Here is a 23653-nt window from a genome sequence, read left to right as displayed (position 1 = left end):
TCGACCGGCCGTCGAACGACACGCCGTCATGGCGTCCAATCCGCGCGCGCCGGGGGGCGACGACCGGTCCAACACGGCCATCATCACCCGCACGAAGCCGCGCACCAAGCGGCCGAACCTCTACCGGGTGCTGCTGCTCAACGACGACTACACGCCGATGGAGTTCGTGGTGCTCGTGGTCGAGAAATTCTTCAACAAGACCCACGAGGACGCGTATCAGATCATGATGCACGTGCATCACAACGGCGTGGGGGAGTGCGGGGTCTTCACCTACGAGGTGGCGGAGACCAAGGTGACGCAGGTCATGGACTTTGCCCGCAAACACCAACATCCTCTCCAGTGCGTTATGGAAAAGAAATAGGCACCCACTCCGAGGCCAGCTTTGCCCAGCTTCTCACGCAGCCTAGAACAAGCCCTCCACCGCGCCCTGGCGCTCGCCGGGGAGCGCCGCCACGAATATGCGACGCTGGAGCACCTGCTGCTCGCCCTCGTCGACGACCAGGACGCCGCCGCCGTCATGCGGGCCTGCAACGTCGAGATCGACACGCTCAAGCGCAGCTTGGTCGAGTACGTCGATACCGAACTCTCGAACCTCACCGGTGACGGGCGGCAGGACGCCAAGCCTACCGCCGGCTTCCAGCGCGTGATCCAGCGTGCGGTGATCCACGTCCAGTCCTCGGGCCGCGAGGAGGTCACGGGGGCCAACGTCCTGGTGGCGATCTTCGCCGAGCGCGAGAGCCACGCCGCCTACTTCCTGCAGGAGCAGGACATGACACGCTACGACGCGGTCAATTACATCAGCCACGGCATCGCCAAGCGCCCGGGTGCTTCGGAGGCCAAGCCCGTGCGCGGGGCCGAAGAGGAAGGCGCCTCGGAACGGCCGAGCGAGGACGGCGAGGGTCGCACCAAGAAGAAGGGCGACGCGCTCGACGCCTACTGCGTCAACCTGAACAAGAAGGCGCGTGACGGCAAGATCGACCCGCTGATCGGCCGCCACACCGAGGTCGAGCGCACGATCCAGGTTCTGTGCCGGCGCCAGAAGAACAACCCGCTCCTGGTGGGCGACCCCGGCGTCGGCAAGACCGCTATCGCCGAGGGCTTGGCCAGGAAAATCATCCAGCACGAGGTGCCGGAGGTCCTGGCCGACGCCACCGTGTTTTCCCTCGACATGGGCACGCTGCTCGCCGGCACCCGCTATCGCGGCGACTTCGAGGAGCGCCTCAAGCAGGTGATGAAGGAGATCGAGGCGCACCCCAACGCGATCATGTTCATCGACGAGATCCACACCGTGATCGGTGCGGGCGCCACCTCGGGCGGCGCGATGGACGCTTCGAACCTGCTCAAGCCGGCCCTGGCCTCGGGGACGCTGCGCTGCATCGGCTCGACCACCTACAAGGAGTACCGCCAGTACTTCGAGAAGGACCGCGCCCTGGTGCGGCGCTTCCAGAAGATCGACGTCAACGAACCCTCGATCCCCGACACGATCGAGATCGTGAAGGGCCTGCGCCCGTATTTCGAGGAGTTCCACAAGCTCAAGTATACCACCGAGGCGGTCAAGGCTGCCGTTGAGCTGTCGGCGCGCTACATCAACGACCGCAAGCTGCCGGACAAGGCGATCGACGTGATCGACGAGACAGGCGCCTCGCAGATGCTGGTGCCGGAGGCGCGCCGCAAGCGCGTCATCGGCATCAAGGAGATCGAGGCGACCATCGCCACGATGGCCCGCATCCCGCCCAAGACCGTGTCGAAGGACGATGCGGTGGTGCTCCAGCACCTGACCGAGAACCTCAAGCGCGTCGTCTACGGCCAGCCCGACGCCATCGAGGCCCTGACCTCGGCGATCAAGCTGGCCCGCGCGGGCTTGCGCGATCCCGACAAGCCGATCGGCTCCTACTTGTTCGCCGGCCCCACCGGCGTCGGAAAGACCGAGGCCGCCAAGCAGCTTGCCGCGTCGCTGGGCGTCGAGATGCTGCGCTTCGACATGTCCGAGTACATGGAGCGGCACACCGTCAGCCGCCTGATCGGTGCGCCGCCCGGCTATGTCGGCTTCGATCAGGGGGGGTTGCTCACGGACGGGATCGACCAGCACCCGCATTGCGTGCTGCTGCTGGACGAGATCGAGAAGGCCCACCCGGACCTGTTCAACATCCTGCTGCAGGTGATGGACCATGGCAAGCTGACCGACCACAACGGCAAGCAGGTCGATTTCCGCAACGTGATCATCATCATGACCACGAATGCGGGCGCCTCGGACCTGGCCAAGTCCGCCTACGGCTTCACCCAGATGAAGCGCTCGGGCGACGACGTGGAGGCCATCAACCGGCTGTTCGCGCCGGAATTCCGCAACCGCCTCGACGCGATCATCTCCTTCGGCCACCTGCCGAAGGAGGTCGTGGCCAAGGTCGTCGACAAGTTCGTGCTCCAGCTCGAGGCGCAGCTCGCCGACCGCAACGTCACGATCGAGCTGTCGGACGAGGCCCGCGAGTGGCTGGTGGAGCACGGCTACGACGACGCGATGGGCGCACGCCCGATGGCGCGGCTGATCCAGTCGAGCATCAAGACGCAGCTCGCCGACGAGGTGCTGTTCGGGCGCCTCAAGGACGGCGGCGCCGTGCGGGTGGTGGTGCGCAAGCCCGAGGATGCGGAGGCCAAGGCCGGGGGCAAGGACAGCCTCGGCTTCGAGTTCCCGGCCGGGCCGGTCACGCCCAAGCCCGAGAAGGACGTCACCAACGCCGCCAAGAAGCACAAGCGGGCCAAGCCCCGCACGGCGCCCCGCAAGAAGACGCCCAAGGACGACAAGGGCGGGGGCTCGGGCGGCTCCGGTGGCGGGGGCGTCCGCACGGTTCCGAAGGTTCCCCTCGTTCGCGCCTGAGCGATCGAGGCTATCGGGATCGGGATCACGGGGTTAAGAGCGCGGCGGCGCGCAGGCGCCGCCGCGACGAGGAAGGGGCCCGATGAACGACGAACTGCATGAGGGCCCCCTCACGCCCGTCACCCATGCCCCGCCGCCGCAAAAGCTGACGGCGCGCGAGCAGCGCCGGCGCCGGCGCCAGCGCCGCAGGCGCGGCGAGGAGGTGTTGGCCTGGGTGCTGGTGCCGTTGATCTGCTTCGGCATCTACTGGGGCATCACCGCCGGCTTCGAGTTCATGGGCACCTCGCCGGGGCAGGTCTGGGATCAGCTCATGCAAGTCAAGGCGATGATGGAGAAGCGCGGCGCCTGACCCTCCGTCCGGCCGGCGACACCGTGGAGCCGAGGGCCGGATGAATCTCGATCGTCGGAGTCTTCTGACCGGAAGCCTGCTCCTCGCCGCGCCGAACCTGCGGGCGGCGACGCGGGACGGCCCCCCGATCGTCGTGGTCGGCGCGGGCGCGGCGGGGCTGGCTGCGGCCGACACCCTGCGCCGGGCAGGCCACGCCTTCGCCCTGATCGAGGCGCGAGACCGCATCGGCGGCCGCGCCTTCACCGACCGGAGCCTCGGCGCGGATTGCGCCTTCGATGCCGGGGCGCAGTACATCCATTGGGCCGAGCGCAATCCGTGGGCGCCGATCGCGAAGGCGGCCGGCAGCCGCATCGCTGTGGACGGAACCTGGGCCCGCACGCTCCTCATCGACGGCCGGCCCGCGACGGATGCGGAGCGGGCAAGCCGCCGCGCGGGGTTTTCCGGCCTCGACGCGCTGTTGACGCCCAACGGAGCGGACCGGTCGATCGCCGAGGCGGCGGCGATAGGTGGCCCCGAAGCGGTCCAGGCGGCCGGCGGTCTCGCCCGCCTCTCCCTCGGGGAGGAGCCCGAGCGCGTCTCGGTGGCCGATTACGACCGGCTCTGGTCCGGGGCCGACCTCTGGGTCGACGGCTACGGCGCCCTCGTGGCCAGCCACTTCGCGAGCCTGCCCGTGGCGCTCGGCACCATCGCCGAGGGGATCGACTGGTCGGGGCAGGGCGTCCGCATCGCCACGAACAAGGGGCCGCTCGAGGCCGCGGCGGTGATCCTGACCGTGCCGGTCGGGGTGCTGGGTGCCGGCACGATCCGTTTCGCCCCGGCCCTGCCGGAGGCGGTGGAGGGCGCGCTGCAGGGGCTCGGCATGGGCGCCTACACCAAGGTCGCGTTGCGTCTCGACCCCGCCCGCTTCGACCTGCGCGCGGTCGGCGACGCCGTCACCGCTGCGCGTTCGGACGGAGCCGACCAGACGATCTATTTCGAGATGGCGCCGTTCGACCGACCGCTGGCCATCGCCAACCTGGGCGGAGACGGGGCGCGAGAACTCTGCACGGCCGGAGAGGCCACAGCCGTCGCCGCAATGACCGACCGGCTCGCCGGCATCCTCGGTAACACGGCACGAGAGGCGGTGACCGGGGGGCGGCTGGCCGGGTGGTGGACCGACCCCTTCGCGCGCGGGGCCTATTCCGTTGCCAGGCCCGGCCACGCCGACGCGCGGGAAGCCCTGCGCCGGCCGATCGCCGACCGGGTCTTCCTGGCCGGCGAGGCCCTGGGCGACGGCGGCGCCATGACGGTCGGCGGCGCGACGCTCGACGGCGAGCGCGCGGCCCGCGCCGTCCTGCGGGTGCTCGGAAGCTGACGCCTCACAGGCATCGCAGGGCGTGGATCGAGAACAGGGCGTCCGGGTCGGTCCAGACCTGGAGGGGCGACCAGCCGGCCTCGGCCGCGAGGCGGCGGAATCCGGGGATCGTATACTTGTAGCTGCTCTCGGTGTGGATCGACTCGCCGTCCGCAAAGCGGAAGGTCCGCCCGGCTACGGACACGGCTTGGGCCTGCCGGCTGACGAGGTGCATCTCGATCCGCGAATCGTGATCGTTGAAGACGGCGCGATGGGCGAAGCTCCCCAGGTCGAACGCGCCCGACAACTCGCGGTTGATCCGCGCGAGCAGGTTGAGGTTGAAGGCTCCGGTGATTCCGGCCGCGTCGTCGTAGGCCGCCTCAAGCACCGCCTTGTCCTTCACTAGGTCGATGCCGACGACGAGGGTGGCGCCCTGTCCCAGCGTCGCGCCGAACTGGCGCAGCAGCCGGATGGCCTCCGCCGGCTCGAAATTGCCCAGCGTCGAGCCGGGGAAGAACCCAGCACACGGGCTGTCGCCGAGGCTGTCCGGCAGATCGAAATCCCGGGTGAAGTCGGCTGCCACCGGGGCGATGGCCAGGTGCGGGAAGTCGGCCTGCAAGGCTGCCGCCTCGCTGCGCAGGAAGCTCTCGGACACGTCCACGGGCACGTAGGCCCGCAGGTCCGGCAGGTGCCGCAGCAGCCGGCGGACCTTGACGGTCGAGCCGCTACCGAACTCCACCAACGCGGCGCCCGGCGCCAGGCTGGCGGCGATCTCGGTACCATGGTCGTCGAGGATGCGGAGTTCGGTGCGGGTGGGATAGTATTCCGGGAGCCGCGTGATCGCCTCGAACAGGTCGGAGCCGGCCGCGTCGTAGAAGTATTTGGCCGGCAGGGATTTCTGCGGCTTGGCGAAACCGGCGAGCAGGTCGTCGAGGAAGGCGCGGTCGTCCGGCAGCCGCGCGATGGGCGCTGCATGCGCGAAGGTCGGCTTGATGGTCACGGGTCGGCTCCGGGAACGCGGGAGGTCTGGGCTCAGGCGTGGATTTGGGCGAGGCGCAGGCCGGTGAACTGCCAGCGCTGGTGGGGATAGAAGAAGTTGCGGTAGGGCACGCGGGCATGCCCCTGCGGCGTGGCGACCGAGGAGCCGCGCAGGACGAACTGGTTCGACATGAACTTGCCGTTGTATTCGCCGAGCGCCCCGGGCAGCGGGCGATAGCCCGGATAGGCGGTGTAGGCGCTGCGGGTCCATTGCCAGACGAGGCCGAAGGCGTCGTCGAGGCCGCCCCCGCCCGCGGCCACCTCCCACTCGGCCTCGGTCGGCAGGTCGCGCCCGGCCCAGCGGGCATAGGCGTCGGCCTCGTAGTAGCTCACATGCGTCACCGGCAGGTCCGGCTCCACCGGGCGGATGCCAGCGAGCGTCATCGTGGCCCAGGACTCCCCATCGCGGCGCCAATAGCCCGGCGCCTCCCAGCCCTCGGCCTGGACGGCGAGCCACCCGTCCGAGAGCCAGAGTTCGGGCCGGGCGTAGCCGCCGTCCGCCATGAAGCCGAGCCAGTCGCGGTTGCTCACCAGCGCCCGGTCGAGGGCGCAGGGCAGGATCAGGCTGTCGTGGCGCGGCGACTCGTTGTCGAAGGAGAAGCCCGCGCCCGCATGGCCCACCTGCGCGATCCCGCGGGGCAGGTCGACCGTGCCGCGGGCCCCGGAGGCTGCCAGAAAGCGCCAGTCCGGGTCGTAGGCCGGCCCGAGGGGGTTCTGGGCGAAGGCGTGCAGGATGTCGGTGACCAGGAGCTCCTGGTGCTGCTGCTCGTGATAGAGGCCGATCTCCAGGATCGGCAGCACCGCCTCCAGGGCCGTCGGCGAGGCCTGCCCGAGGAGAGCCGTCACGGCCCGGTCCACGTGGGCGCGGTAGGCCGCGATCTCCTCAGTGGTCGGCCGGGTGATCAGCCCGCGGGCGATGCGCGGCTGACGCGGCCCGGCCGCGACATAGTACGAATTGAACAGGTAATGCAGCCGCTCGTCGTAGATGGCGTATCCGGGCAGGTGCTCGCGCAGCAGGAACTGCTCGAAGAACCAGGTCGTATGCGCCCGGTGCCACTTGGTCGGGCTGGCATCGGCCATGGACTGGATCTGCTGGTCCTCCGGGGAGAGGGGCGCCGCCCGGCGCTCGGTCTCCGCCCGGACATGGGCGAAGGCCGCGATCCAGGCCGCGCGGTCGACCGGCCGGGCCGAGACCGCAGGCGCAGGGAAGGCCGCCGTCGCGTCCCGGGGGGAGGGCGCTTCGCGGAGTGCCGCCGTCGCTGCCATGCTGGTCCTTTCCACACGCGCTGCGGGAAGGGGGACATCCTTCCCGTCCGGGCACCGGCCGTAGGAGATGTGGCTTGCGCGCAATTCGACAACGCCAGCGCGGCGATTCCGTTCGCCGCACCCGTGTTCGGCCTGTGCAACGCGGGGGTTACCGGGACATCGTCGCGACAGTGAGCCTTTTTCCGGCCCCAGTGAGATGGCCTTAACCCTGCCCGCCGACACTGTTCCCCCTGTGGCAGGAGCATGCGTTCTCGATGCGGATCGATCTGATGGCCGGAGCGAGCCTGTCGGCGGCGGTGCTGCGCGCGCGCCCGGAGCCCACCATCCTCGTGTTCGATTCCGGCCTCGGCGGCCTGACGGTGCTGGAGCAGGTCCGCCGCGCCCGGCCGGACGCCCGCTACGTCTACGCCGCGGACGACGCCGCCTTTCCCTACGGACGGCTCACCGAGGCGGCCCTGGTCTCGCGGGTACTCGCGGTGATGGCCCGGCTCATCGCCTCGCACCGGCCCGACCTCGTGGTGATCGCCTGCAACACCGCCTCGACCCTGGTGCTGCCGGCCCTGCGCCAGCGCTTCGTCACGCCCTTCGTCGGCGTGGTGCCGCCGATCAAGCCGGCGGCCGAGACGACCCGCTCCGGCCTCGTCACCCTGCTGGCGACGCCGGGCACCGTGGCCCGCTCCTACACCCGCGACCTGATCGCCACCTATGCCGAGACCTGCCGCGTCCACCTCGTCGGCTCGCAGCGGCTGGCGAACTTCGCCGAGGCGGAACTCGCGGGGATGCCGGTGTCCGACGCGGAGATCCGCGCCGAGATCGCCCCGTGCTTCGTCACCGACGAGGACGGCCGGCGCACCGACGTGGTGTGCCTGGCCTGCACCCACTACCCCCTTCTTCTGGCGCGATTCGAGCGCCTCGCCCCCTGGCCCGTCACCTGGATCGATCCGGCCCCGGCCATCGCCCGCCGGGTGATCCAGCTCCTCGGGCCGACCCCGCGCGGCAGCCGGGCCGAGTTCGGCACGGTGCAAGGCGCCTTCACCGCCGGCACCGGGTTGACCGCGCCCTTGCGCGCCTCGCTCGCCGGCCGCGGCGTCACCGAGGTCGGCGTCGAGGCGGTGCCCCTGACCCTCCAGTAGTCGTTTGGGATTTCTTCCCTCCCACGCATCATCGTCTCCGCGCGCGGATGCGCTGGGGGCATGGCCGGAGAGAAACAGGGGACGCGGGACGCCGCGGAACCACTGTCTGCAAACGAAGAACGGTCCCCCGGCGCCCCGCGGCCGGTGATCCTATCCTCGGATCGCCCGGCCGTTTGTACGTCGCGGTCTCTTATCGCGTGCCTCGACCCCGATCTCGGGCAGCCCGGCCCTGACGGTCGCGGGTCCGCCCTCGGCGAACGTTGGCGTTGGCGCCGGGCCTCGTATTGAGCCCGGCATCGGTTTCTACTCGGTGCCGCACTATCGCCCGCACTCCCGTTCCCCGGGATCCTTGGGCGAGCCACGGCCTTGCGTCGCACATCGTCGCGCCCGGGGCGGTGGCCGACCGTTGCCACCGACGCGGGAACCGCCCCTTCGCCAAAACCCGACCGGTCGGTCCACCGGGCGGGCCCCTGTCGGCGTCCTACGACACCGGGCGACGGGCGGGATCGGCTCTATGCCAATAAACCTATTATGTCAAGCTACTTTTCTTATAACGGACAAAAATCCGAGACCGGTCGGCGTTTAGACATCGCTGCGGCCGCGCTGTAGGACGGGCGGGCCGGACGAGAAGGCTCCAAAGGCTCCATGAGCAAGCCGAAACCCCTGACCAACGCCCTTCTCGCCCCCGAGAAACGCGAGGACGACGTGGATCAGACGATCCGCCCGTTGAGCCTCGCCGAGTTCATCGGCCAGCGGGCGGCGCGCGCCAACATGCAGGTCTCGATCCAGGCGGCCAAGATGACCGGCCACGCCCTCGACCACGTCCTGTTCGTCGGGCCGCCGGGCCTGGGCAAGACCACGCTGGCGCAGATCGTGGCCCGCGAACTCGGCGTGAACTTCCGCTCGACCTCCGGCCCCGTCATCGCCAAGGCCGGGGACCTCGCCGCGCAGCTCACCAACCTCGAGGAGCGCGACGTGCTCTTCATCGACGAGATCCACCGCCTCAACCCGGCGGTGGAGGAGATCCTCTATCCGGCGATGGAGGATTATCAGCTCGACCTCATCATCGGCGAGGGGCCGGCCGCGCGCTCGGTCAAGATCGAGCTGCCGAAGTTCACCCTGGTCGGCGCCACCACCCGAGCGGGCCTGCTGACCACCCCCTTGCGCGACCGTTTCGGCATCCCGATCCGGCTGGAATTCTACGAGATCGACGAACTCGAACTCATCGTCAGCCGCGGGGCGCGGGTGCTCGGCATCGGCATGTCGGCGGAGGGCGCCAACGAGATCGCCAAGCGGGCGCGGGGCACGCCGCGCATCGCCGGCCGGCTGCTGCGCCGGGTGCGCGACTTCGCCATCGTGGCCGAGGAGCCCACCGTGACGCGGGCCATCGCCGACCGGGCCTTGAAGCTCCTGGACGTGGACCCGGTCGGCCTCGACGTGATGGACCGCAAGTACCTCACCCTGATCGCCAAATCCTTCGGCGGCGGCCCCGTGGGCATCGAGACCATCGCCGCCGCCCTGTCCGAGCCGCGCGACGCCATCGAGGACATCATCGAGCCCTACCTGATCCAGCAGGGCTTCGTGCAGCGCACCCCCCGCGGGCGGGTGCTCACCCCCCACGCCTTCCGGCACATGGGCTTTGCGATGCCCAGGCGCGATCCGTCCTCCCAGTTCGGGCTGTTCGGCGAGGGCGAGCCGGAGGCGTAAGGGAATACGCGAGGTTGCGGATGGTCTAGGCCGCTGAACTCCGCAGGTCATCCAGGGTCTGCGCGGAAGCCGGACCGGCGCCGGCGTTCCAACTCCCGCAGAGGCTACCGGATTCACACATCTGCGCCGCGGAACCAGAGAGGTCGTCCGAAACGCTGTGCGGCCCCCTCTCCCGTGCGGGAGAGGGGGCCCCCGCCTCCTGCGCCAGCGTCGCGAGATATGTGAATACAGGAGCCCGCAGAGGGGGGAGGGACGCGCGCCGAACGGGATTCGTTCCGTGCCGCGGTATATTTGAGGTCGTCAGGCACGACGGTCGGTCGAACTTTCCCGATCCGAGTTCGGAACTTGTACCTGCGCCCGCGGCGCCGACCCAGACATGCCTTTCCGGTCGACCAGCCACCCGCTGAGATCATGCCTTAGACATAGGAAGCACCTCCGTTTCCCTGACTCCCGACCCGAGGATTCCATTCCAAGTCATTGCTTCGGAACGAAAACCACTTCTTCTTTACCTGCTTCTTTCGATACGCGACTTGGTTGGTCGGCACCGCCCGACCTGCGTGCAATGCAACATTCCGGTCGCAGCAGGGCGGAACGGCGGGGGCCGGCACTGGTTGAGCCCGCAACCGCCCCCGAACACGGGCGACGGCAAAACGATCCAACGAGATCGATCTCAAGGACATTCTCCGCCATGACGCGTTCCGCCCTTCTGGCCTTCTGCGGCCTGTCCGCCCTCGCCCTCGCCACCCCGGCGCTCGCCCAGGACGCCCTGCCGCTGCGCGTGTCGCCCTACGACCGCGAGATCGGTGCGGCCGGGACCGACACCCCCGCCTTCCGCGCCGAGGCCCTGCGCTCGGACGCCACCAGCATCGAGGCCAGCCGGATCGCCCTCGACCGTTCGCGCAACCCGCGGGTGCGCCAGTACGCCAACCGCGTCCTCGTGGAGCGTGAGGCCACCACCAAGGCGCTCCTGCCCGAGGGCACCTCGCTCAGCCGCAACGGCACCGTCGTCTCCGACCGCCAGGGCATCGAGACCCGCCTCGACAACCCGGTCGGCCTCGTGCTGGCCCCGGTGACGATCGCGGCCAACATCGGCACGAGCATCGTCGGCGGCGTCCTCGGCGGCGTCGGCATCATCGACAACAGCCCCAGCGAGCCCGGCCGCCGCGTGGCCATCGGCGAGCGCGGCCAGTCCCGCCTGGAGCGCCTCAAGTCCGCCCAGACCGCCCGCGAGTTCGACCGTGCCTATGTCGGCCAGCAGGCCCGCTCGGACGCCCGGACGCTGGCCCTCTACGAGACCTATGCCCGCAACGGCGACAGCGCCGGCGGCCGCCAGTTCGCCAACGAGGCGCTGCCCTACATCGCCAACGAGCACGGCCACTCGGCCAGCCTCGCCCAGCGCATCGGCGGCTAATTTTCTTCCAATTCTCCGCGACGGCGAGAGGGCTGCCCCATCAGGGCGGCCCTTTTTCGTATGGCCGTGCCGAGCCGGGCTTCCGCCGAGGTCGGCACGTTCTCGATCGATGCGGGAACCGCTAACCTGCCGGAACCTGCGTTCCCCGCGTACAGGACATGGACCGACGATGCCTGCCCCAACCCCTTCGAGCGACGGCCTCCCGCGTGACTGAGCCCGTCCCCTCCGGCGCCCACGCCCTGCCGCTGCGCGTCTACTACGAGGACACCGACTTCTCGGGCTTCGTCTACCACGCGAGCTACCTGCGCTTCATGGAGCGGGGCCGCACCGAATTGCTGCGGGGCTTGGCCGGCGACCAGTCGGACCTGCATCGGGAGGGCGCGGGCCTGGTCTTCGTGGTGCGGCGGATGAGCATCGACTACCTCAAGCCCGCGCGGATGGACGACCTGCTGACGGTGGCCACCGCGACCCACGACCTGCGCGGGGCCTCCATGCACCTGAGGCAATGGGTGCTGCGCGGCGAGGCGGTGCTGGTGCGGGCCGAGGTGGTGGTGGCCTGCGTGCGGGACGGCCGGGCCGTGCGCCTGCCGGACGCATTGCGCAAGGCGCTCTCCCGCAATGCGGCAGGGGAGGGCGAGCCTTAACCCTGCCTTAACCCTGACGGCGTCTCTGTTGGCCCGTCGAAGGGGGCCGCGGCGGAGAGCCCGGCCCATACTTTCGACAGATTCAACGGCCATTCCCCGTTGAATACGCTCACGGATTTGGCCGGGGCGCGCGGGCTCGCCGAGGCCGCCGCGTGGGCTGGCCAGCGAGACGTCGAGGACCCCGTCATGAACCCAGCCGATGCCATGCAGGCCGCCCAGGCGCCCGTGGCCGACATGACGCTGCTCGGCCTGTTCCTGCAGGCCCACTTCGTCGTCAAGGTCGTGATGCTGGGGCTGATGGGCGCCTCGATCTGGTGCTGGGCGATCATCGTCGACAAGACGCTGCTGTTCCGCCGTACCCGGTCGGAGATGGACGCCTTCGAGGACGCGTTCTGGTCCGGCCGCTCGCTCGAGGAACTCTTCCGCTCCTTCAACGACCGCCCGGCCACGGGCCTGGGCGCCCTGTTCACCGCCGCGATGCGGGAGTGGAAGCGCTCCTTCGAGGGCTCGGGCCGGCAGATCCAGTCGCTCTCGCAGCGCATCGACAAGGTGCTCGACGTGACCATCCAGCGCGAGGTCGAGCGCCTGGAATCCCGCCTGCTGTTCCTCGCCTCGATCGGCTCGGCCGGCCCCTATATCGGCCTGTTCGGCACGGTCTGGGGCATCATGACCGCCTTCACCTCGATCGCGGCCTCCAAGAACACGTCGCTGGCCGTCGTGGCGCCGGGCATCGCCGAGGCGCTGTTCGCCACCGCCATCGGCCTGTTCGCGGCCATCCCCGCGGTGCTGGCCTACAACAAGCTCCAGGCGACCGTGGCCAAGCAGCAGTCGCGGCTGGAGGGTTTTGCCGACGAGTTCTCAGCCATCCTCTCCCGCCAGATCGACGAGCGCCTCTCGGTCGCCGCCTGATCGCGCCACAGGGGACACGCACATGAGCATGGCAGCGGGCGCCAAGGGCGGCGGAGGCAGGCGGCGGCGGCGCGGACACCGCGGCGGCGGCGCCATCAACGAGATCAACATGACGCCGTTCATCGACGTCGTGCTGGTGCTGCTGATCATCTTCATGGTCGCCGCGCCCATGATGACGGTGGGCGTGCCCCTCGACCTGCCCCAATCCAAGGCCGCGCCACTGAATTCCGACACCAAGCCGATCACGCTCTCGATCCGCCAGACGGGACAGGTGTTCCTCGGCGAGGACGAGTTGACCGACGATTCCATCGTGGCCAAGCTCACAGAGACCGCCAAGACCGGCACCGAGGAGCGGGTGTTCGTGCGCGGCGACAAGCGGGTCGAGTACGGCCGGGTGGCGCAGGTGATGGCGATCGTGACCGGAGGCGGCTTCAAGAAGGTCGCCCTCGTCACCGAGCCCGAGCAGCGATAGCGGGGCGGCGCAGTGGCGTTCTCCTTCGACCGCACGCAGCCGGGCTTCTGGGTCTCGGCGGCCACCCATGTGGGGCTGCTGGTCTTCGCCCTGTTCAGCGTCGCCGCCCCGGCCCTGCCGGAGGCGCAGGAGGGCGTGCCCGTCGAGGTCATCACCGAGAACCAGTTCTCCGAGATCACCAAGGGCGAGCGCAACGCCGAAAAACCCCTGTCCGACGCCAAGCCGCGGGCCGACCGGAAGTCCGAGAAATTCGAGGAGCGCGAGCCCGAGAATTCGAAGGTCGACGCCCCGTCCGCGCCCAAGCGCACGGTCGACGTGAAGGTCGCCGACGCCGAGGCGATGCCGCTTCGCGCGAGCGAGCCCGATCCTGCGATCGAGGAGGCCAAGGCCGCCAAGCTGGCGCAGGAGAAGGCGGAGGCCGCCAAGGCCGAGGCGACGAAGGCCGAAGCCGCCAAGGAAGCGGCGGCGGAGAAGGCCGAAGCCAAGGCGAAGGAAGCCGCCAAGGCAGAGGCCGCCAAGGAAGCGAAGGCGGAGGCTGCCAAGGCCGAGGCGGTGAAGCGCGAGCAGCTCGCCAAGCTGGTCGAGCGCGAGGAGGCCGAGGCCGCGGCCGAAGCCAAGAAGGAAGCGGCCAAGGAGGCTGCGAAGGAAGCGGCCAAAGCGGAGGCGAAAGCCAAGGCCGACGCCGAGGCCAAGGCGCGCAAGGCGGTGGCCGACGCCAAGGCGAAGGCTGAGGCCGACGCCAAGAAAGCGGACGCCGAGGCCGAGCGCCAGAAGGAGGTCGCCGAAGCCAAGGCCGAGGCCGAGCGCGAGAAGGCGGAAGCCGCGGCCAAGGCCAAGGCGGAGGCCGCCGCGAAAGCCAAGGCGAAGGCCATGGCCGACGCCAAGGCCAAGGCGGATGCCGAGGCCAAGGCCCGCAAGCAGGCCGAACTCGCGGAGAAATTCAGCGCCGGGGACATCAAGTCCCTGCTGGCCTCGAAGGCGCCCTCGCAATCGACGGGGGCCACCGGCCACGACATCCAGCGCACGGCGGCGCTCGGCGCCCCCACCGGCAACGCCCAGCGCCTGTCGCCGTCCCTGCGCGACGCCCTCGTGGGCATGCTGCAGCAGCAGATCGAGCGCTGCTACTCGGCGCCCCCCGGCGCGGCGCAGGGGGTGATCCTGCCGGTGCTCGACATCCGCCTGAACCCCAACGGCTCGCTCTCCACCGAGCCGCGGATCATGCGCGGCGGCTCCAGCTCGGTCGACCAGTCGATCGCGCAGGCGGCCCTCAGGGCGGTGCGGCGCTGCGCCCCCTACAAGATCCCGGCCCAGTACGCGCCGTTCTACAACGACTGGAAAGCCATCAACGCGGAGTTCGAGTTCACGGCGACCTGATCGCCCGAACTCCGCCGCGCCCCCGCCTGACCATCGTCCGGACCGCAACAGCATGTCTCACAGCCCGTCCCCGCGGCGCCGCACGGCGCCCCGTTTCGCGCGTCCCGCCACGCTCCTGGCCTGGCTCGCGCTCGTCCTGTTCGGCCTGACGGCGCCCGCCCAGGCGCAGTTGCAGCTGCGCATCGGCGGCGGTAGCTTCCAGCCGCTGCCGATCGCGGTGACGGACTTTTCCGGCGACCCGAGCCTCGGCGGGCTGGTGGCCGGCGTGGTGACGAACAACCTGCGCCGCTCGGGCTACTTCTCGCCCCTGGAGAAGGGGCGCTTCCCGGAGGCTCCGCAGTTCGATGCGGCGCCGAACTTCGAGAGGTGGCGCGCCACCGGCGTACAGGGCCTCGTCACGGGCCGCGTCTCGCGCGACGGCTCCGGTAAGCTCAAGGTCGAGTTCCGCCTCTGGGACGTGACCTCCGGCCAGCAGATGACCGGCCAGCAATACGCCACCGACCCGGCCAACGCCCGCCGCACCGGCCACCTGATCTCGGACTCGGTCTACACCAAGATCACCGGGCTCGGCCCCTGGTTCGACAGCCGCATCGCCTTCGTGGACGAGTCCGGCCCGAAGGAGAACCGGCGCAAGCGCCTGATGGTGATGGACCAGGACGGCGCCAACGTGCGCGCGATCACCACCGGCGAGAGCGCCATCGTCGCCCCGCGCTACTCGCCCGCCACCCAGGACATCGCCTTCATGGCGCAGGCGACCGGCCACCAGCCGCGGGTGCAGGTGATCAACCTGGAGACCGGCTCGCGACAGGCGTTCGGCAGCGTCGACTCGATGAGCGCCAGCCCGCGCTTCTCCCCGGACGGCCGCCGCCTGGTGATGAGCGTGCAGCAGGGCGGCAACGCCGACATCGTCACCATGGACCTCGCCTCCAAGGCCCAGAAGCCGATCACCAGCGGCATGGCCATCGACACCTCGCCGAGCTACGCGCCGGACGGCAGCCAGATCGTGTTCGAATCCGACCGCGGCGGCTCGCAGCAGGTCTACGTGATGGGCGCGGACGGCGGAAACCCGCACCGCATCTCCTTCGGCGAGGGCTCGGCCTCGCAGCCGGCCTGGTCGCCGCGGGGCGACCTCATCGCCTTCACCCGCCAGCGCAAGGGGGGCTTCGCGATCTGCGTGATGAAGCCGGACGGCTCGGGCGAGCGCGTGCTGACGGAAGGCTTCCACAACGAGGGCCCGACGTTTGCCCCCAACGGCCAGTACGTGCTGTTCTTCCGCGATCCGGGCGGCCAGGGCGGTGGCAAGCTCTACATGGTCGACATCACCGGCAAGGTGGAGCAGCCCGTGCCGACCCCCTCCTACGCCTCGGACCCGACCTGGTCGCCACTATTGGCCGGGCGCTAGCTTTCTCGGGCCCAGCCGAGCCCGGCCTTACCGGCCGGGATCGAGCCGGTCGGCCTCCTTCGTCCCTGGCTCGGACGGTTCGATCTCGGTTTCATGCTGAGGCAAGCATCTGAGACGAAAGGCGTTATCCCTGCCCGGCCCCCATCGTCCCGCTCCAGGGATAACGCCTGACAGGCGGAACGCCGTCCTTTCTCGCAACGCCGACCCTGCACCGTCAGCGTTGCGAAGGCCCGGACGCCGGACCCGCGTCAGCCCCGCTCGAAACCGATCCGGCGGCGCATGAAGCCCAGGGCGGAACTCGCCGAGGCGGCGGCCGCGCCGGCAGCCGCCTGAACGGCTTCGGTCGCGTTCGTCAGCAGGCCGGTCTCGTCGGCGGAACCCGCCGGAGCGACGGGCTCGGCCATGCGCCGTGCGGCGCGGGCGAAGCCGCGGCGCAGAACCTCCCGATCGTTCTCGATCAGGGCCGAGAGGTTGGTGTCCGCCAGGGCGATCAGGAGGGCACCGTCCGCGAACGTGATTTCGAGGAGGGTCTGCCGGCGCGGCTCGTCCGCCGAAAGCGGGGCGAGCGCCGAGGCGGCCAGGAGGGCGGTCCCCGAAAGGTCGACGTTGGAGGCCAGGGCGAGGCTGCCCTTGAGGCCGTCGAGGACCTGGCCGCCCCAGTTGCGTGCCCCGGCAACGTCCCCGTGGGCCTCGACGGTCAGCAAGCCTTCGACCGAGCGTTCCAGGCCGTCGGGCGTGGAGAAGAGGCCGGCTTCGTAGCCCCCTCTGCCCTTTCCGCACGTTCCCGCGACGACCTTGATCTCGACCATCGTTCTTCCCCGATTCGAGAAGACCTTAGGTTTGCTTGATCGATCCTGTCATGGGCCTTGCCGCGGCACAGCGCGGAAATCGGTCCGGTGTGATCCCCGTGGAACAGGTTTTCGCCCCACGGACCTGCAGGCTGCGGGGCAAGCAAAGCGTCGTCCCTAACCCCATGACGCCAAAAGGATTATCCATTCCCGGCGGCGTTCTGATCCGGAAATGGATAATCGCTTTCCCGGCCATCCCCCGAACGGGACGCTCACCCCTCCTTCAGCAACCGGTCCCGCGCCCTGAGCGCCGGGAACAGCCGCCCCCACAGCAGCGCCACCAGCACCGTGGCGACGCCGCCCGCGACCACCGCCGGGACCGCGCCGACGAGCGCCGCCACGGTGCCCGATTCGAACTCGCCGAGTTCGTTGGAGGCGCCGATGAAGACCGTGTTCACCGCAGACACGCGCCCGCGCATGGCGTCCGGCGTCTCGCCCTGGACGAAGGTCTGGCGGACGTAGACCGAGATCATGTCGGCCGCGCCCGTCACGAACAGGCAGGCCATCGAGAGCGGCAGCGAGGTCGAGAGGCCGAACACGATGATGGCGAGGCCGAACACGGCCACCGCCCGCAGCATCCGCACGCCCGCGTGGCGGCGCAGCGGCCGGTAGGCGAGGGCGACGGCCATGGCCACGGCGCCGGCCGCCGGCATGCTGCGCAACGCCCCGAGGCCGAGGGGGCCGACATGCAGCACCTCGGCCGCGAAGATCGGCAGCAGGGCGGTGGCGCCCCCGAACAGCACCGCGAACAGGTCGAGGCTGATCGCGCCCAGCACCACGGGCTGCGAGCGGATGTAGCGGATGCCGGCCAAGAGCGTCGCCCAGGTCACCGCCGGCCGCTCGGTCCGCGGGGCGGGGCGGAAGCGGATCGCCGCCGTGAGCGCTGCGGCGAGCGCGAAGCTCACGCCGGCGGCGCCGAACACCACCCCGGGCCCGAGGGCGTAGAGCAGGCCGCCGAGCGCCGGGCCCATCACCGAGGAACTCTGCCAGAGGGAGGCGTTCCAGGCGATGGCCGAGCCGAACAGCGGCGTCGGCACCAGGGTCGGCAGCAGGGCCTGGAGGGACGGGTTGGCGAAGGCCCGGCCGGTGCCGACCAGCACGACCAGGGCGTAGACCGGCCAGACCGCGGGATGGCCGCTCCAGGCATAGGCCAGCAGCGAAAAGCTCGTTGCCGCCTGCACCGCGAAGGCCAGCGCCGCCACGACGCGCCGGTCGTAGGCGTCGGCCACGTGCCCGGTGACCAGGGCCGCCAACATCGCCGGCAGGAACCCCGCGAGCCCGACGAGGCCGAGCGCCAGGGGCGAGCGGGTCAGGTCGTAGACGAACCAGCCGATCGCCACCGCCTGCATCTGGTAGGCGAGGCCGGTGAGGAAGCGGGCGGCCCCGAACAGGCGGAAGTCGCCGTTGCGGAAGACGGCCCAGCCGGAACGCGCGGGTGTCGACATCCCGTCGTGCTGACGGGGCGGGGCCGCGGGGTCAAATCACGGATGCGACAGGGGCGGCGTAGGCGCCCCGCGGGGCCGGCGTGCCGATCGCCTCGCCCGGGGCCTGTTCGGCGGGAGGCGCGAGCGCCCCGGGCTTCACGAGAGGGAAGGTGCAGGTCACGCAGGTGCCGGCGCCCGGCGCGGTCTCCAGGCCGATCCGGCCCCCGTGCAGCTCCACGAAGGAGCGCACGATGGACAGCCCGAGGCCCACCCCGCGGTGGCGGGTTCCCAGGGTGTGGCTCTCGAACCGGTCGAAGACGTGGCTGGCCACCTCGGGCGGCATGCCCCGGCCGAAGTCGCGCACGCTCAGCACGAGTTCGTCCTGCGTGCGCCGGGCCCTCACCTCGACGCGCTGGCCGGCGCTGGAGAAGCCGACCGCGTTCGAGAGCAGGTTGAACAGGATCTGCCGCACGCGCTTGCCGTCCGCGTGGACGCTGCCGATGTCCTCGGGCACGTCGCGGAACAGGGTGATCTCGGATTCCGCCAGACGGTCCTCGATGCCGCGGACCGCGCCCTCGATGGTGGTCTGCACGTCCACCATCTCGCGCTGGAGTTCCAGCGAGCCGGCATCGATCGAGGCGAGGTCGAGGATGTCGTTGATGATGACCAGCAGCGCGCCGCTGGAGCGCATGATGTGCTCGGAATATTCGCGCTGGCGCTCGTTGAGGGCGCCCACGGTCTCGTCGCCGAGGAGCTGGGTGAAGCCGATGATGTTGGTGAGCGGCGAGCGCAGCTCGTAGGAGACGTGGTGCACGAAGGTGTCGCGCAGCTGCGCGGCCTTCTCCAGGGCCTCGTTCTTCTCCGTGAGCGCCCGCTCCACGTTGACGCTGGCCGTCACGTCCACGAGCGTCAGGAGGGTGGCGCCCTCGGGCAGGGGCTGGGCGGCGCAGTCGAGGACGGTGCCGTCCACCACCTCCAGGCGGCAGGCGAGGCCGACGCGGGATTCGAGGCCGACCACGGCGTCACGGATGTCGAGCCAGGGCTCCTCGGCCGGCGCGAGGATGCGGCAGATCTCGATCACGGCCTCGACGCGGGGGCGCTGCTCCAGCATGGCGGGGTCGAGGCGCCAGACCGTGGCGAAGGCCCGGTTCCAGAAGGTGATGCGGCCGTCGGAGGCGAACACCGCCACGGGCTCCTTCAGGGTGTCGAGGGTCTCGGACTGCACCTTCCGCAGGGCGTTGTAGCGGGATTCGGCCTTCATCCGGTCGGTGACGTCGTCGAACAGGTAGGTGAGGCCGCCCTGGGGGTTGGGGTCGGCAACGACCCGCAGGGTCCGGCCGTCGGGCAGGTGCCACCAGGTCTCGTTGGCCTCCACCGCCCGGTAGGCGGCGAGCACGCCCTGCTTCCAGGCCCGGAAGTCGGCCTGCTCCTCCAGCTTGCGCGCCGCCCGCAGCCGGTCGAGGATCTCGCCGTCCAGGGGGCGCCCGTCGAGGAAGGCGGCGTCGAGGTCCCAGAGCTGGCGGTAGGCGGCGTTGTGGAAGATCAGGCGCTGGCGGTCGTCGAACATCGCGACCGCGGTGGGCAGCTGGTCGAGGGTGCGCACGTTCGCGTTCATCTGGAGCTGGAGGTCGGCGCGCACGCTCTCCAGTTCCGACACGTCCACGGCGATGCCCACGCGCCCGCTCTCCTGGGCGCTCTCGAACACGTCCAGCATCCGGCGGCTGCCGGCGACCACGGCCGAGAGCCGCATGGCCGCGCGGGCAGTCCCGGTCCGCCGGGCGGCGTCGTCGCGGGCGATGGTCTCGCGGGCCGAGCGGTCGAGGAGCTCGATGCCGGCCTGGAGGGCGGCCTCGCGGCTGCCGGCCTCGACGGCGGCGACGTAGGCGGTGTTGACCCAGGCCAGCCCCCCCTCGCGGTTGCGGCGCCAGACCGGCTGGGGCACCGCGTCGAGGAGGCCGGCCAGCGCCGAGAGGCCGCGGCGGGCCTCGTCCAGGGTCTCGCGCAGGTCGGCGATCTCGCGCCGCTCCTCGGTGGTCTCGCGCAGGCGCAGGAGGGCGCGACCGGCCACCGCCTGCCCCTGCGCCTCGATGCTGCGCCCGGACTGGCTGCGCAGGTGGATGCGGAATCCGGTGCCCCGCGCCCGCAGGGCCTCGACGGCGGCCTCGACCGCCCCGGCATCGGCCGGGACCAGCCAGGTGCCGAAGGCGAGGACGCGGCGGGCGGAGCCGGCGGCCGTGCGGGCCCCGTCGAAGGCGAGGCCGACCTCGCCCTCGATCACGGGTTCGCTGCGCCCGTCCCAGGTGACGATGACCTGGTGCTCGGCGTTGAGGAGCATCTCGGCCCGGTCGTGGGCGCCGCGCAGGGCGTCGAGGGCGACGGCCAGCTCGCGCTCGCGCCGGGTCCAGCGGGAGCGTTCGTAGAGGTGGAGCAGGGAGAGGATCACGGCGAAGGCGACGAGGCCGGCCAGGACCGCGACCCCGGCGACGTTGTGCATCTGCCGCCCGATCGTCCAGGCCGGCCCCTCCGGGCCCGCTTCGGCCGCACAGGCCGCGTGGGACGCCCCGAGCGCGGCGAACGAGAGCGCACCGGCGCCGGCCCGAAGCCGCGCCGTCCGTTCGACCCCCATGATCCCCCGCCTCCACGTCCCGCCGCTGCGGCCGGCGCGCGCGAGCGCGCGGCGCGAACCGCACCGTTCCCACGGACCGCCCTTCCGGGCCGGCCCAGGAGCCGACTTCATTGCTGAATCGCCCATACTGTAGCGCGAGGGTGAATCGCGCCGGAAGGGGCTCAAGCTTGGCGATATCGCCGGGCGTGCATGTCGGGCGTCAACGACACACAGAAGACACAGTCGCCGGGGGCCGTTCCACCTTGACAAAAAGGGAGAGCCCGGCGCGGACGCCAGGCTCTCCCTGTCGAGATCGATTCGCCCTGAGGTTGCGTGCGCGTCAGTAGCGGTAGTGGTCGGGCTTGAACGGGCCGGTCTCGGCGACGCCGATATAGGCGGCCTGCTCGGTGCTGAGCTTGGAGAGCTTCACGCCGATCTTCTCCAGGTGGAGCATGGCGACCTTCTCGTCGAGCGCCTTGGGCAGGGTGTAGACCTGCCGCTCGTACTTGCCCGGGTTGGTCCAGAGTTCGATCTGGGCCAGCGTCTGGTTGGTGAAGGAGGCCGACATCACGAAGGAGGGGTGGCCGGTGGCGTTGCCGAGGTTCACCAGGCGGCCCTCCGACAGGAGGATGATGCGGTGGCCGTCGGCGAAGGTGATCTCGTCCACCTGCGGCTTGATGTTGGACCACCTGAGGTTCTTCAGGCCGGCCACCTGGATCTCGTTGTCGAAGTGGCCGATGTTGCAGACGATCGCCCGGTCCTTCATCGCCCGCATGTGATCGAGGGTGATGATGTCCTTGTTGCCGGTGGCCGTCACGAAGATGTCGGCGCGCGGGGCCGCGTCTTCCATGGTCACGACCTCGTAGCCTTCCATCGCGGCCTGGAGGGCGCAGATCGGATCGACCTCCGACACCAGCACGCGGCAGCCGGCGTGGCGCAGCGAGGAGGCGGAGCCCTTGCCCACGTCGCCGAAGCCCGCGACCATGGCGACCTTGCCGGCCATCATCACGTCGGTGCCGCGGCGGATGCCGTCCACCAGCGACTCGCGGCAGCCGTAGAGGTTGTCGAACTTCGACTTGGTGACGGCGTCGTTCACGTTGATCGCCGGGAAGAGCAGCTTGCCCTCCTTGGCGAGGTTGTAGAGGCGGTGCACGCCCGTGGTGGTCTCCTCGGAGACGCCCTTGATCGCGTCGGCCAGCCCCGCGAACCAGCCCTTGGGCTTCTCCTTGAGCTTCTTCTTGAGCAGCGCGAAGAAGATCACCTCCTCGTCGCTCTCGGGCTTGTCGAGGAAGGCCGTGTCGCCGTTCTCGGCGCGCAGGCCGAGATGGACGAACATGGTCGCGTCGCCGCCGTCGTCCAGGATCATGTTCGGCAGGCCGCCGCCGTGCCAGTCGAACAGCTTGGCGGTGTAGTCCCAGTACTCCTCCAGGCTCTCGCCCTTGACGGCGAAGACCGGGATGCCGGCGGCCGCGATCGCGGCGGCGGCGTGGTCCTGGGTCGAGTAGATGTTGCAGGAGACCCAGCGGATGTCGGCGCCGAGCGCCTTCAGGGTCTCGATCAGCACCGCCGTCTGGATCGTCATGTGGAGCGAGCCGGCGATCTTGGCGCCCTTGAGGGGCTGGCTCGGGCCGTATTCCTCGCGGGTGGCCATCAGGCCCGGCATCTCGGTCTCGGCGATCGAGATCTCCTTGCGGCCGTAATCGGCCAGACCGATGTCCTTGACGATGTAATCCTGGGCCATTCGCGCTCGCGCTCCGTATCCGTGCGTTGCTGGTTCGGCCGAAGCCTCTAGCAGGTCGCCGGATACGAAGCAATCAAGACATAAAGATGTCTTTATGCGAGCTTTTCCAGACTGCGCCGGGCCGGGGGCCCGGCGTCAGGGGCGTCGCGTCACCGGCTCGGGCGCAAGAGCCAGCCGAGGCCGAAGGCGACCGCCGCGACGACGGCCAGCGTCGTCGCCTTGTTGTCCTCGGCGCGCTGGGCCACCGCACGGCCGTGCTGCTCGGCCCGGGCGCGATAGTGCCGGCCGCGCTCGGCCACGTCGCCGGCGATGGCCTGGCCGCGTCCGCGGTAGTGCCGGCCGCGCTCCGTCAGGTCCTCGGCCAGGGCCTGGCCGCGCTCGCGCGCCTCGTCGACGAGGTGCTCGCCGTCGCGGCGCAGGTCGCGGGCGGTGTCGCGCGCCCGGCCGTAGGCGTATTGCGCGGCGCCGGCCGCCTGGTCGATGGCGCCCTCGACCTGCGGGCGGGGGCTGCCGCCCACGGCGCCCAGCGCGGTCTTGGCCCGGCCGCGGAGGTTGCGGATGCCGCCTTCGATGTGATCCCTGTTCATGGACAGTCCTTCTTCTCACGTGCGGAGCCGTCTCCGATCCGGTCGGACGGAGGCTCACATGTCCCGCCGCCCGGCGCGTCCCGGCCACGAACCGGTGTCGCCGCCCTCGGCAGGCGCTGCGGTCCGAAAGCGCGGACCCGGTGTCCGGTTCCCGCGCGCGCTCGATCCGGCGGCCCGAATTCCCGTCGCCATTCGGACAATCCCGGGTCTGGGTGTCGCACCCTGAGCACAGGGCCGGCGCCAAATGTCCTGTCCCCATCGCGAGCACGCGATCCGGATTGACGCTGCCGGACCCGGCTGCGACATCCGTACGCGACGGTTCCCTTCGGGGATCAAAAGGGAACGCGGTGAAGGGCTTGGCCCCGATGCCGCGGCTGCCCCCGCAACTGTGAGCGGCGAGCCCTCCACCACCTGAGTCACTGGATGAGCCTCATCCGGGAAGACGGTGAGAGGGCCGAGACCCGCGAGCCAGGAGACCTGCCGTCAGTCGTGGTCACACGCGAAACGCGTCGGGCGGGGTGCTCCGGCGGGTGTCGAG

The 23653-nt window shown here is 70.4% G+C and carries 19 protein-coding genes and 1 riboswitch; of the genes, 12 read left to right on the top strand and 7 right to left on the bottom strand.

Annotation, left to right across the window (positions count from 1 at the left end; genetic code table 11):
- Window positions 1-28 precede the first annotated feature (28 nt).
- The 4 genes from clpS to COGEMETH_RS07065 all read left to right on the top strand — a co-directional run bounded on the left by clpS (window position 29) and on the right by COGEMETH_RS07065 (window position 4575).
- Complete coding sequence (gene clpS / locus COGEMETH_RS07080) at window positions 29-361, top strand: ATP-dependent Clp protease adapter ClpS (protein WP_238181928.1); 333 nt, start codon at window positions 29-31, stop codon at window positions 359-361.
- 21 nt (window positions 362-382) lie between these two features.
- Entirely contained in the window at window positions 383-2872 is a 2490-nt protein-coding gene (gene clpA, locus COGEMETH_RS07075; RefSeq protein WP_238181902.1) for an ATP-dependent Clp protease ATP-binding subunit ClpA, read from the top strand.
- 82 nt (window positions 2873-2954) lie between these two features.
- Complete coding sequence (locus COGEMETH_RS07070) at window positions 2955-3221, top strand: hypothetical protein (protein WP_238181901.1); 267 nt, start codon at window positions 2955-2957, stop codon at window positions 3219-3221.
- Between the two features lie 40 nt (window positions 3222-3261).
- Window positions 3262-4575, top strand: coding sequence for a flavin monoamine oxidase family protein (locus COGEMETH_RS07065; RefSeq protein ID WP_238181900.1), 1314 nt, complete (start codon window positions 3262-3264; stop codon window positions 4573-4575).
- A gap of 4 nt (window positions 4576-4579) precedes the next feature.
- Here the strand turns inward: COGEMETH_RS07065 and egtD are convergent, their stop codons facing one another.
- Complete coding sequence (gene egtD / locus COGEMETH_RS07060; RefSeq protein WP_238181899.1) at window positions 4580-5554, bottom strand: L-histidine N(alpha)-methyltransferase; 975 nt, start codon at window positions 5552-5554, stop codon at window positions 4580-4582.
- A gap of 32 nt (window positions 5555-5586) precedes the next feature.
- The gene (gene egtB, locus COGEMETH_RS07055) at window positions 5587-6858 is read right to left on the bottom strand and encodes an ergothioneine biosynthesis protein EgtB (protein ID WP_238181898.1); all 1272 of its coding nucleotides are present in this window, start codon (window positions 6856-6858) and stop codon (window positions 5587-5589) included.
- Between the two features lie 254 nt (window positions 6859-7112).
- Here egtB and murI point away from each other — a divergent pair, with 254 nt between their 5' ends.
- From murI to tolB, 8 genes are all read left to right on the top strand, one after another.
- Complete coding sequence (gene murI, locus COGEMETH_RS07050; RefSeq protein WP_238181897.1) at window positions 7113-7991, top strand: glutamate racemase; 879 nt, start codon at window positions 7113-7115, stop codon at window positions 7989-7991.
- Between the two features lie 645 nt (window positions 7992-8636).
- On the top strand, window positions 8637-9698 hold the full coding sequence (ruvB, locus tag COGEMETH_RS07045; protein ID WP_238181896.1) for a Holliday junction branch migration DNA helicase RuvB: 1062 nt from the start codon (window positions 8637-8639) through the stop codon (window positions 9696-9698).
- Window positions 9699-10386: 688 nt separating this feature from the next.
- Window positions 10387-11109: a DUF4142 domain-containing protein gene (locus tag COGEMETH_RS07040; protein ID WP_238181895.1), complete on the top strand. Its 723-nt coding sequence runs from the start codon at window positions 10387-10389 to the stop codon at window positions 11107-11109.
- Between the two features lie 206 nt (window positions 11110-11315).
- The gene (gene ybgC, locus COGEMETH_RS07035; protein WP_238181894.1) at window positions 11316-11753 is read left to right on the top strand and encodes a tol-pal system-associated acyl-CoA thioesterase; all 438 of its coding nucleotides are present in this window, start codon (window positions 11316-11318) and stop codon (window positions 11751-11753) included.
- Between the two features lie 186 nt (window positions 11754-11939).
- Window positions 11940-12662 carry a protein TolQ gene (gene tolQ / locus COGEMETH_RS07030; protein WP_238181893.1) on the top strand — a complete coding sequence of 241 codons (723 nt, stop codon included), beginning with the start codon at window positions 11940-11942 and terminating at the stop codon, window positions 12660-12662.
- 22 nt (window positions 12663-12684) lie between these two features.
- Entirely contained in the window at window positions 12685-13134 is a 450-nt protein-coding gene (gene tolR, locus COGEMETH_RS07025) for a protein TolR (RefSeq protein ID WP_238181892.1), read from the top strand.
- 12 nt (window positions 13135-13146) lie between these two features.
- Complete coding sequence (gene tolA, locus COGEMETH_RS07020; RefSeq protein ID WP_238181891.1) at window positions 13147-14508, top strand: cell envelope integrity protein TolA; 1362 nt, start codon at window positions 13147-13149, stop codon at window positions 14506-14508.
- 52 nt (window positions 14509-14560) lie between these two features.
- The gene (tolB, locus tag COGEMETH_RS07015) at window positions 14561-15910 is read left to right on the top strand and encodes a Tol-Pal system beta propeller repeat protein TolB (RefSeq protein WP_238181890.1); all 1350 of its coding nucleotides are present in this window, start codon (window positions 14561-14563) and stop codon (window positions 15908-15910) included.
- A 248-nt stretch (window positions 15911-16158) separates the two neighbouring features.
- Here the strand turns inward: tolB and COGEMETH_RS07010 are convergent, their stop codons facing one another.
- The 5 genes from COGEMETH_RS07010 to COGEMETH_RS06990 form a co-directional block, all read right to left on the bottom strand.
- Complete coding sequence (locus COGEMETH_RS07010; RefSeq protein ID WP_238181889.1) at window positions 16159-16719, bottom strand: hypothetical protein; 561 nt, start codon at window positions 16717-16719, stop codon at window positions 16159-16161.
- Window positions 16720-16970: 251 nt separating this feature from the next.
- Entirely contained in the window at window positions 16971-18203 is a 1233-nt protein-coding gene (locus COGEMETH_RS07005) for an MFS transporter (protein WP_238181888.1), read from the bottom strand.
- A gap of 31 nt (window positions 18204-18234) precedes the next feature.
- Window positions 18235-20808 carry a sensor histidine kinase gene (locus COGEMETH_RS07000; RefSeq protein WP_238181887.1) on the bottom strand — a complete coding sequence of 858 codons (2574 nt, stop codon included), beginning with the start codon at window positions 20806-20808 and terminating at the stop codon, window positions 18235-18237.
- A gap of 319 nt (window positions 20809-21127) precedes the next feature.
- Window positions 21128-22528, bottom strand: a complete 1401-nt coding sequence (ahcY, locus tag COGEMETH_RS06995) for an adenosylhomocysteinase (RefSeq protein ID WP_238181886.1) — start codon at window positions 22526-22528, stop codon at window positions 21128-21130.
- Window positions 22529-22677: 149 nt separating this feature from the next.
- Window positions 22678-23115 (bottom strand): CsbD family protein, encoded by a 438-nt coding sequence (locus COGEMETH_RS06990; RefSeq protein ID WP_238181885.1) that lies wholly within the window; start codon window positions 23113-23115, stop codon window positions 22678-22680.
- Window positions 23116-23416: 301 nt separating this feature from the next.
- Window positions 23417-23614: riboswitch (cobalamin riboswitch) on the top strand.
- Window positions 23615-23653 lie beyond the last annotated feature (39 nt).

The sequence above is a fragment of the Methylobacterium trifolii genome, assembly GCF_022179685.1.
Taxonomy (GTDB): Bacteria; Pseudomonadota; Alphaproteobacteria; order Rhizobiales; family Beijerinckiaceae; genus Methylobacterium; species Methylobacterium trifolii.
Note: the sequence above shows the minus strand (reverse complement) of the source record. Positions and strands in the feature narration are given on the sequence as shown.

Coding starts and splice junctions, on each gene's coding strand:
- tolB (WP_238181890.1), top strand. CDS start 14,561: ATGTCTCACAGCCCGTCCCCGCGGCGCCGCACGGCGCCCCGTTTCGCG.
- COGEMETH_RS07000 (WP_238181887.1), bottom strand. CDS start 20,808: ATGGGGGTCGAACGGACGGCGCGGCTTCGGGCCGGCGCCGGTGCGCTC.
- clpS (WP_238181928.1), top strand. CDS start 29: ATGGCGTCCAATCCGCGCGCGCCGGGGGGCGACGACCGGTCCAACACG.
- tolR (WP_238181892.1), top strand. CDS start 12,685: ATGAGCATGGCAGCGGGCGCCAAGGGCGGCGGAGGCAGGCGGCGGCGG.
- COGEMETH_RS07005 (WP_238181888.1), bottom strand. CDS start 18,203: ATGTCGACACCCGCGCGTTCCGGCTGGGCCGTCTTCCGCAACGGCGAC.
- ahcY (WP_238181886.1), bottom strand. CDS start 22,528: ATGGCCCAGGATTACATCGTCAAGGACATCGGTCTGGCCGATTACGGC.
- murI (WP_238181897.1), top strand. CDS start 7,113: ATGCGGATCGATCTGATGGCCGGAGCGAGCCTGTCGGCGGCGGTGCTG.
- tolQ (WP_238181893.1), top strand. CDS start 11,940: ATGAACCCAGCCGATGCCATGCAGGCCGCCCAGGCGCCCGTGGCCGAC.
- COGEMETH_RS07040 (WP_238181895.1), top strand. CDS start 10,387: ATGACGCGTTCCGCCCTTCTGGCCTTCTGCGGCCTGTCCGCCCTCGCC.
- COGEMETH_RS06990 (WP_238181885.1), bottom strand. CDS start 23,115: ATGAACAGGGATCACATCGAAGGCGGCATCCGCAACCTCCGCGGCCGG.
- COGEMETH_RS07065 (WP_238181900.1), top strand. CDS start 3,262: ATGAATCTCGATCGTCGGAGTCTTCTGACCGGAAGCCTGCTCCTCGCC.
- COGEMETH_RS07070 (WP_238181901.1), top strand. CDS start 2,955: ATGAACGACGAACTGCATGAGGGCCCCCTCACGCCCGTCACCCATGCC.
- ruvB (WP_238181896.1), top strand. CDS start 8,637: ATGAGCAAGCCGAAACCCCTGACCAACGCCCTTCTCGCCCCCGAGAAA.
- egtB (WP_238181898.1), bottom strand. CDS start 6,858: ATGGCAGCGACGGCGGCACTCCGCGAAGCGCCCTCCCCCCGGGACGCG.
- COGEMETH_RS07010 (WP_238181889.1), bottom strand. CDS start 16,719: ATGGTCGAGATCAAGGTCGTCGCGGGAACGTGCGGAAAGGGCAGAGGG.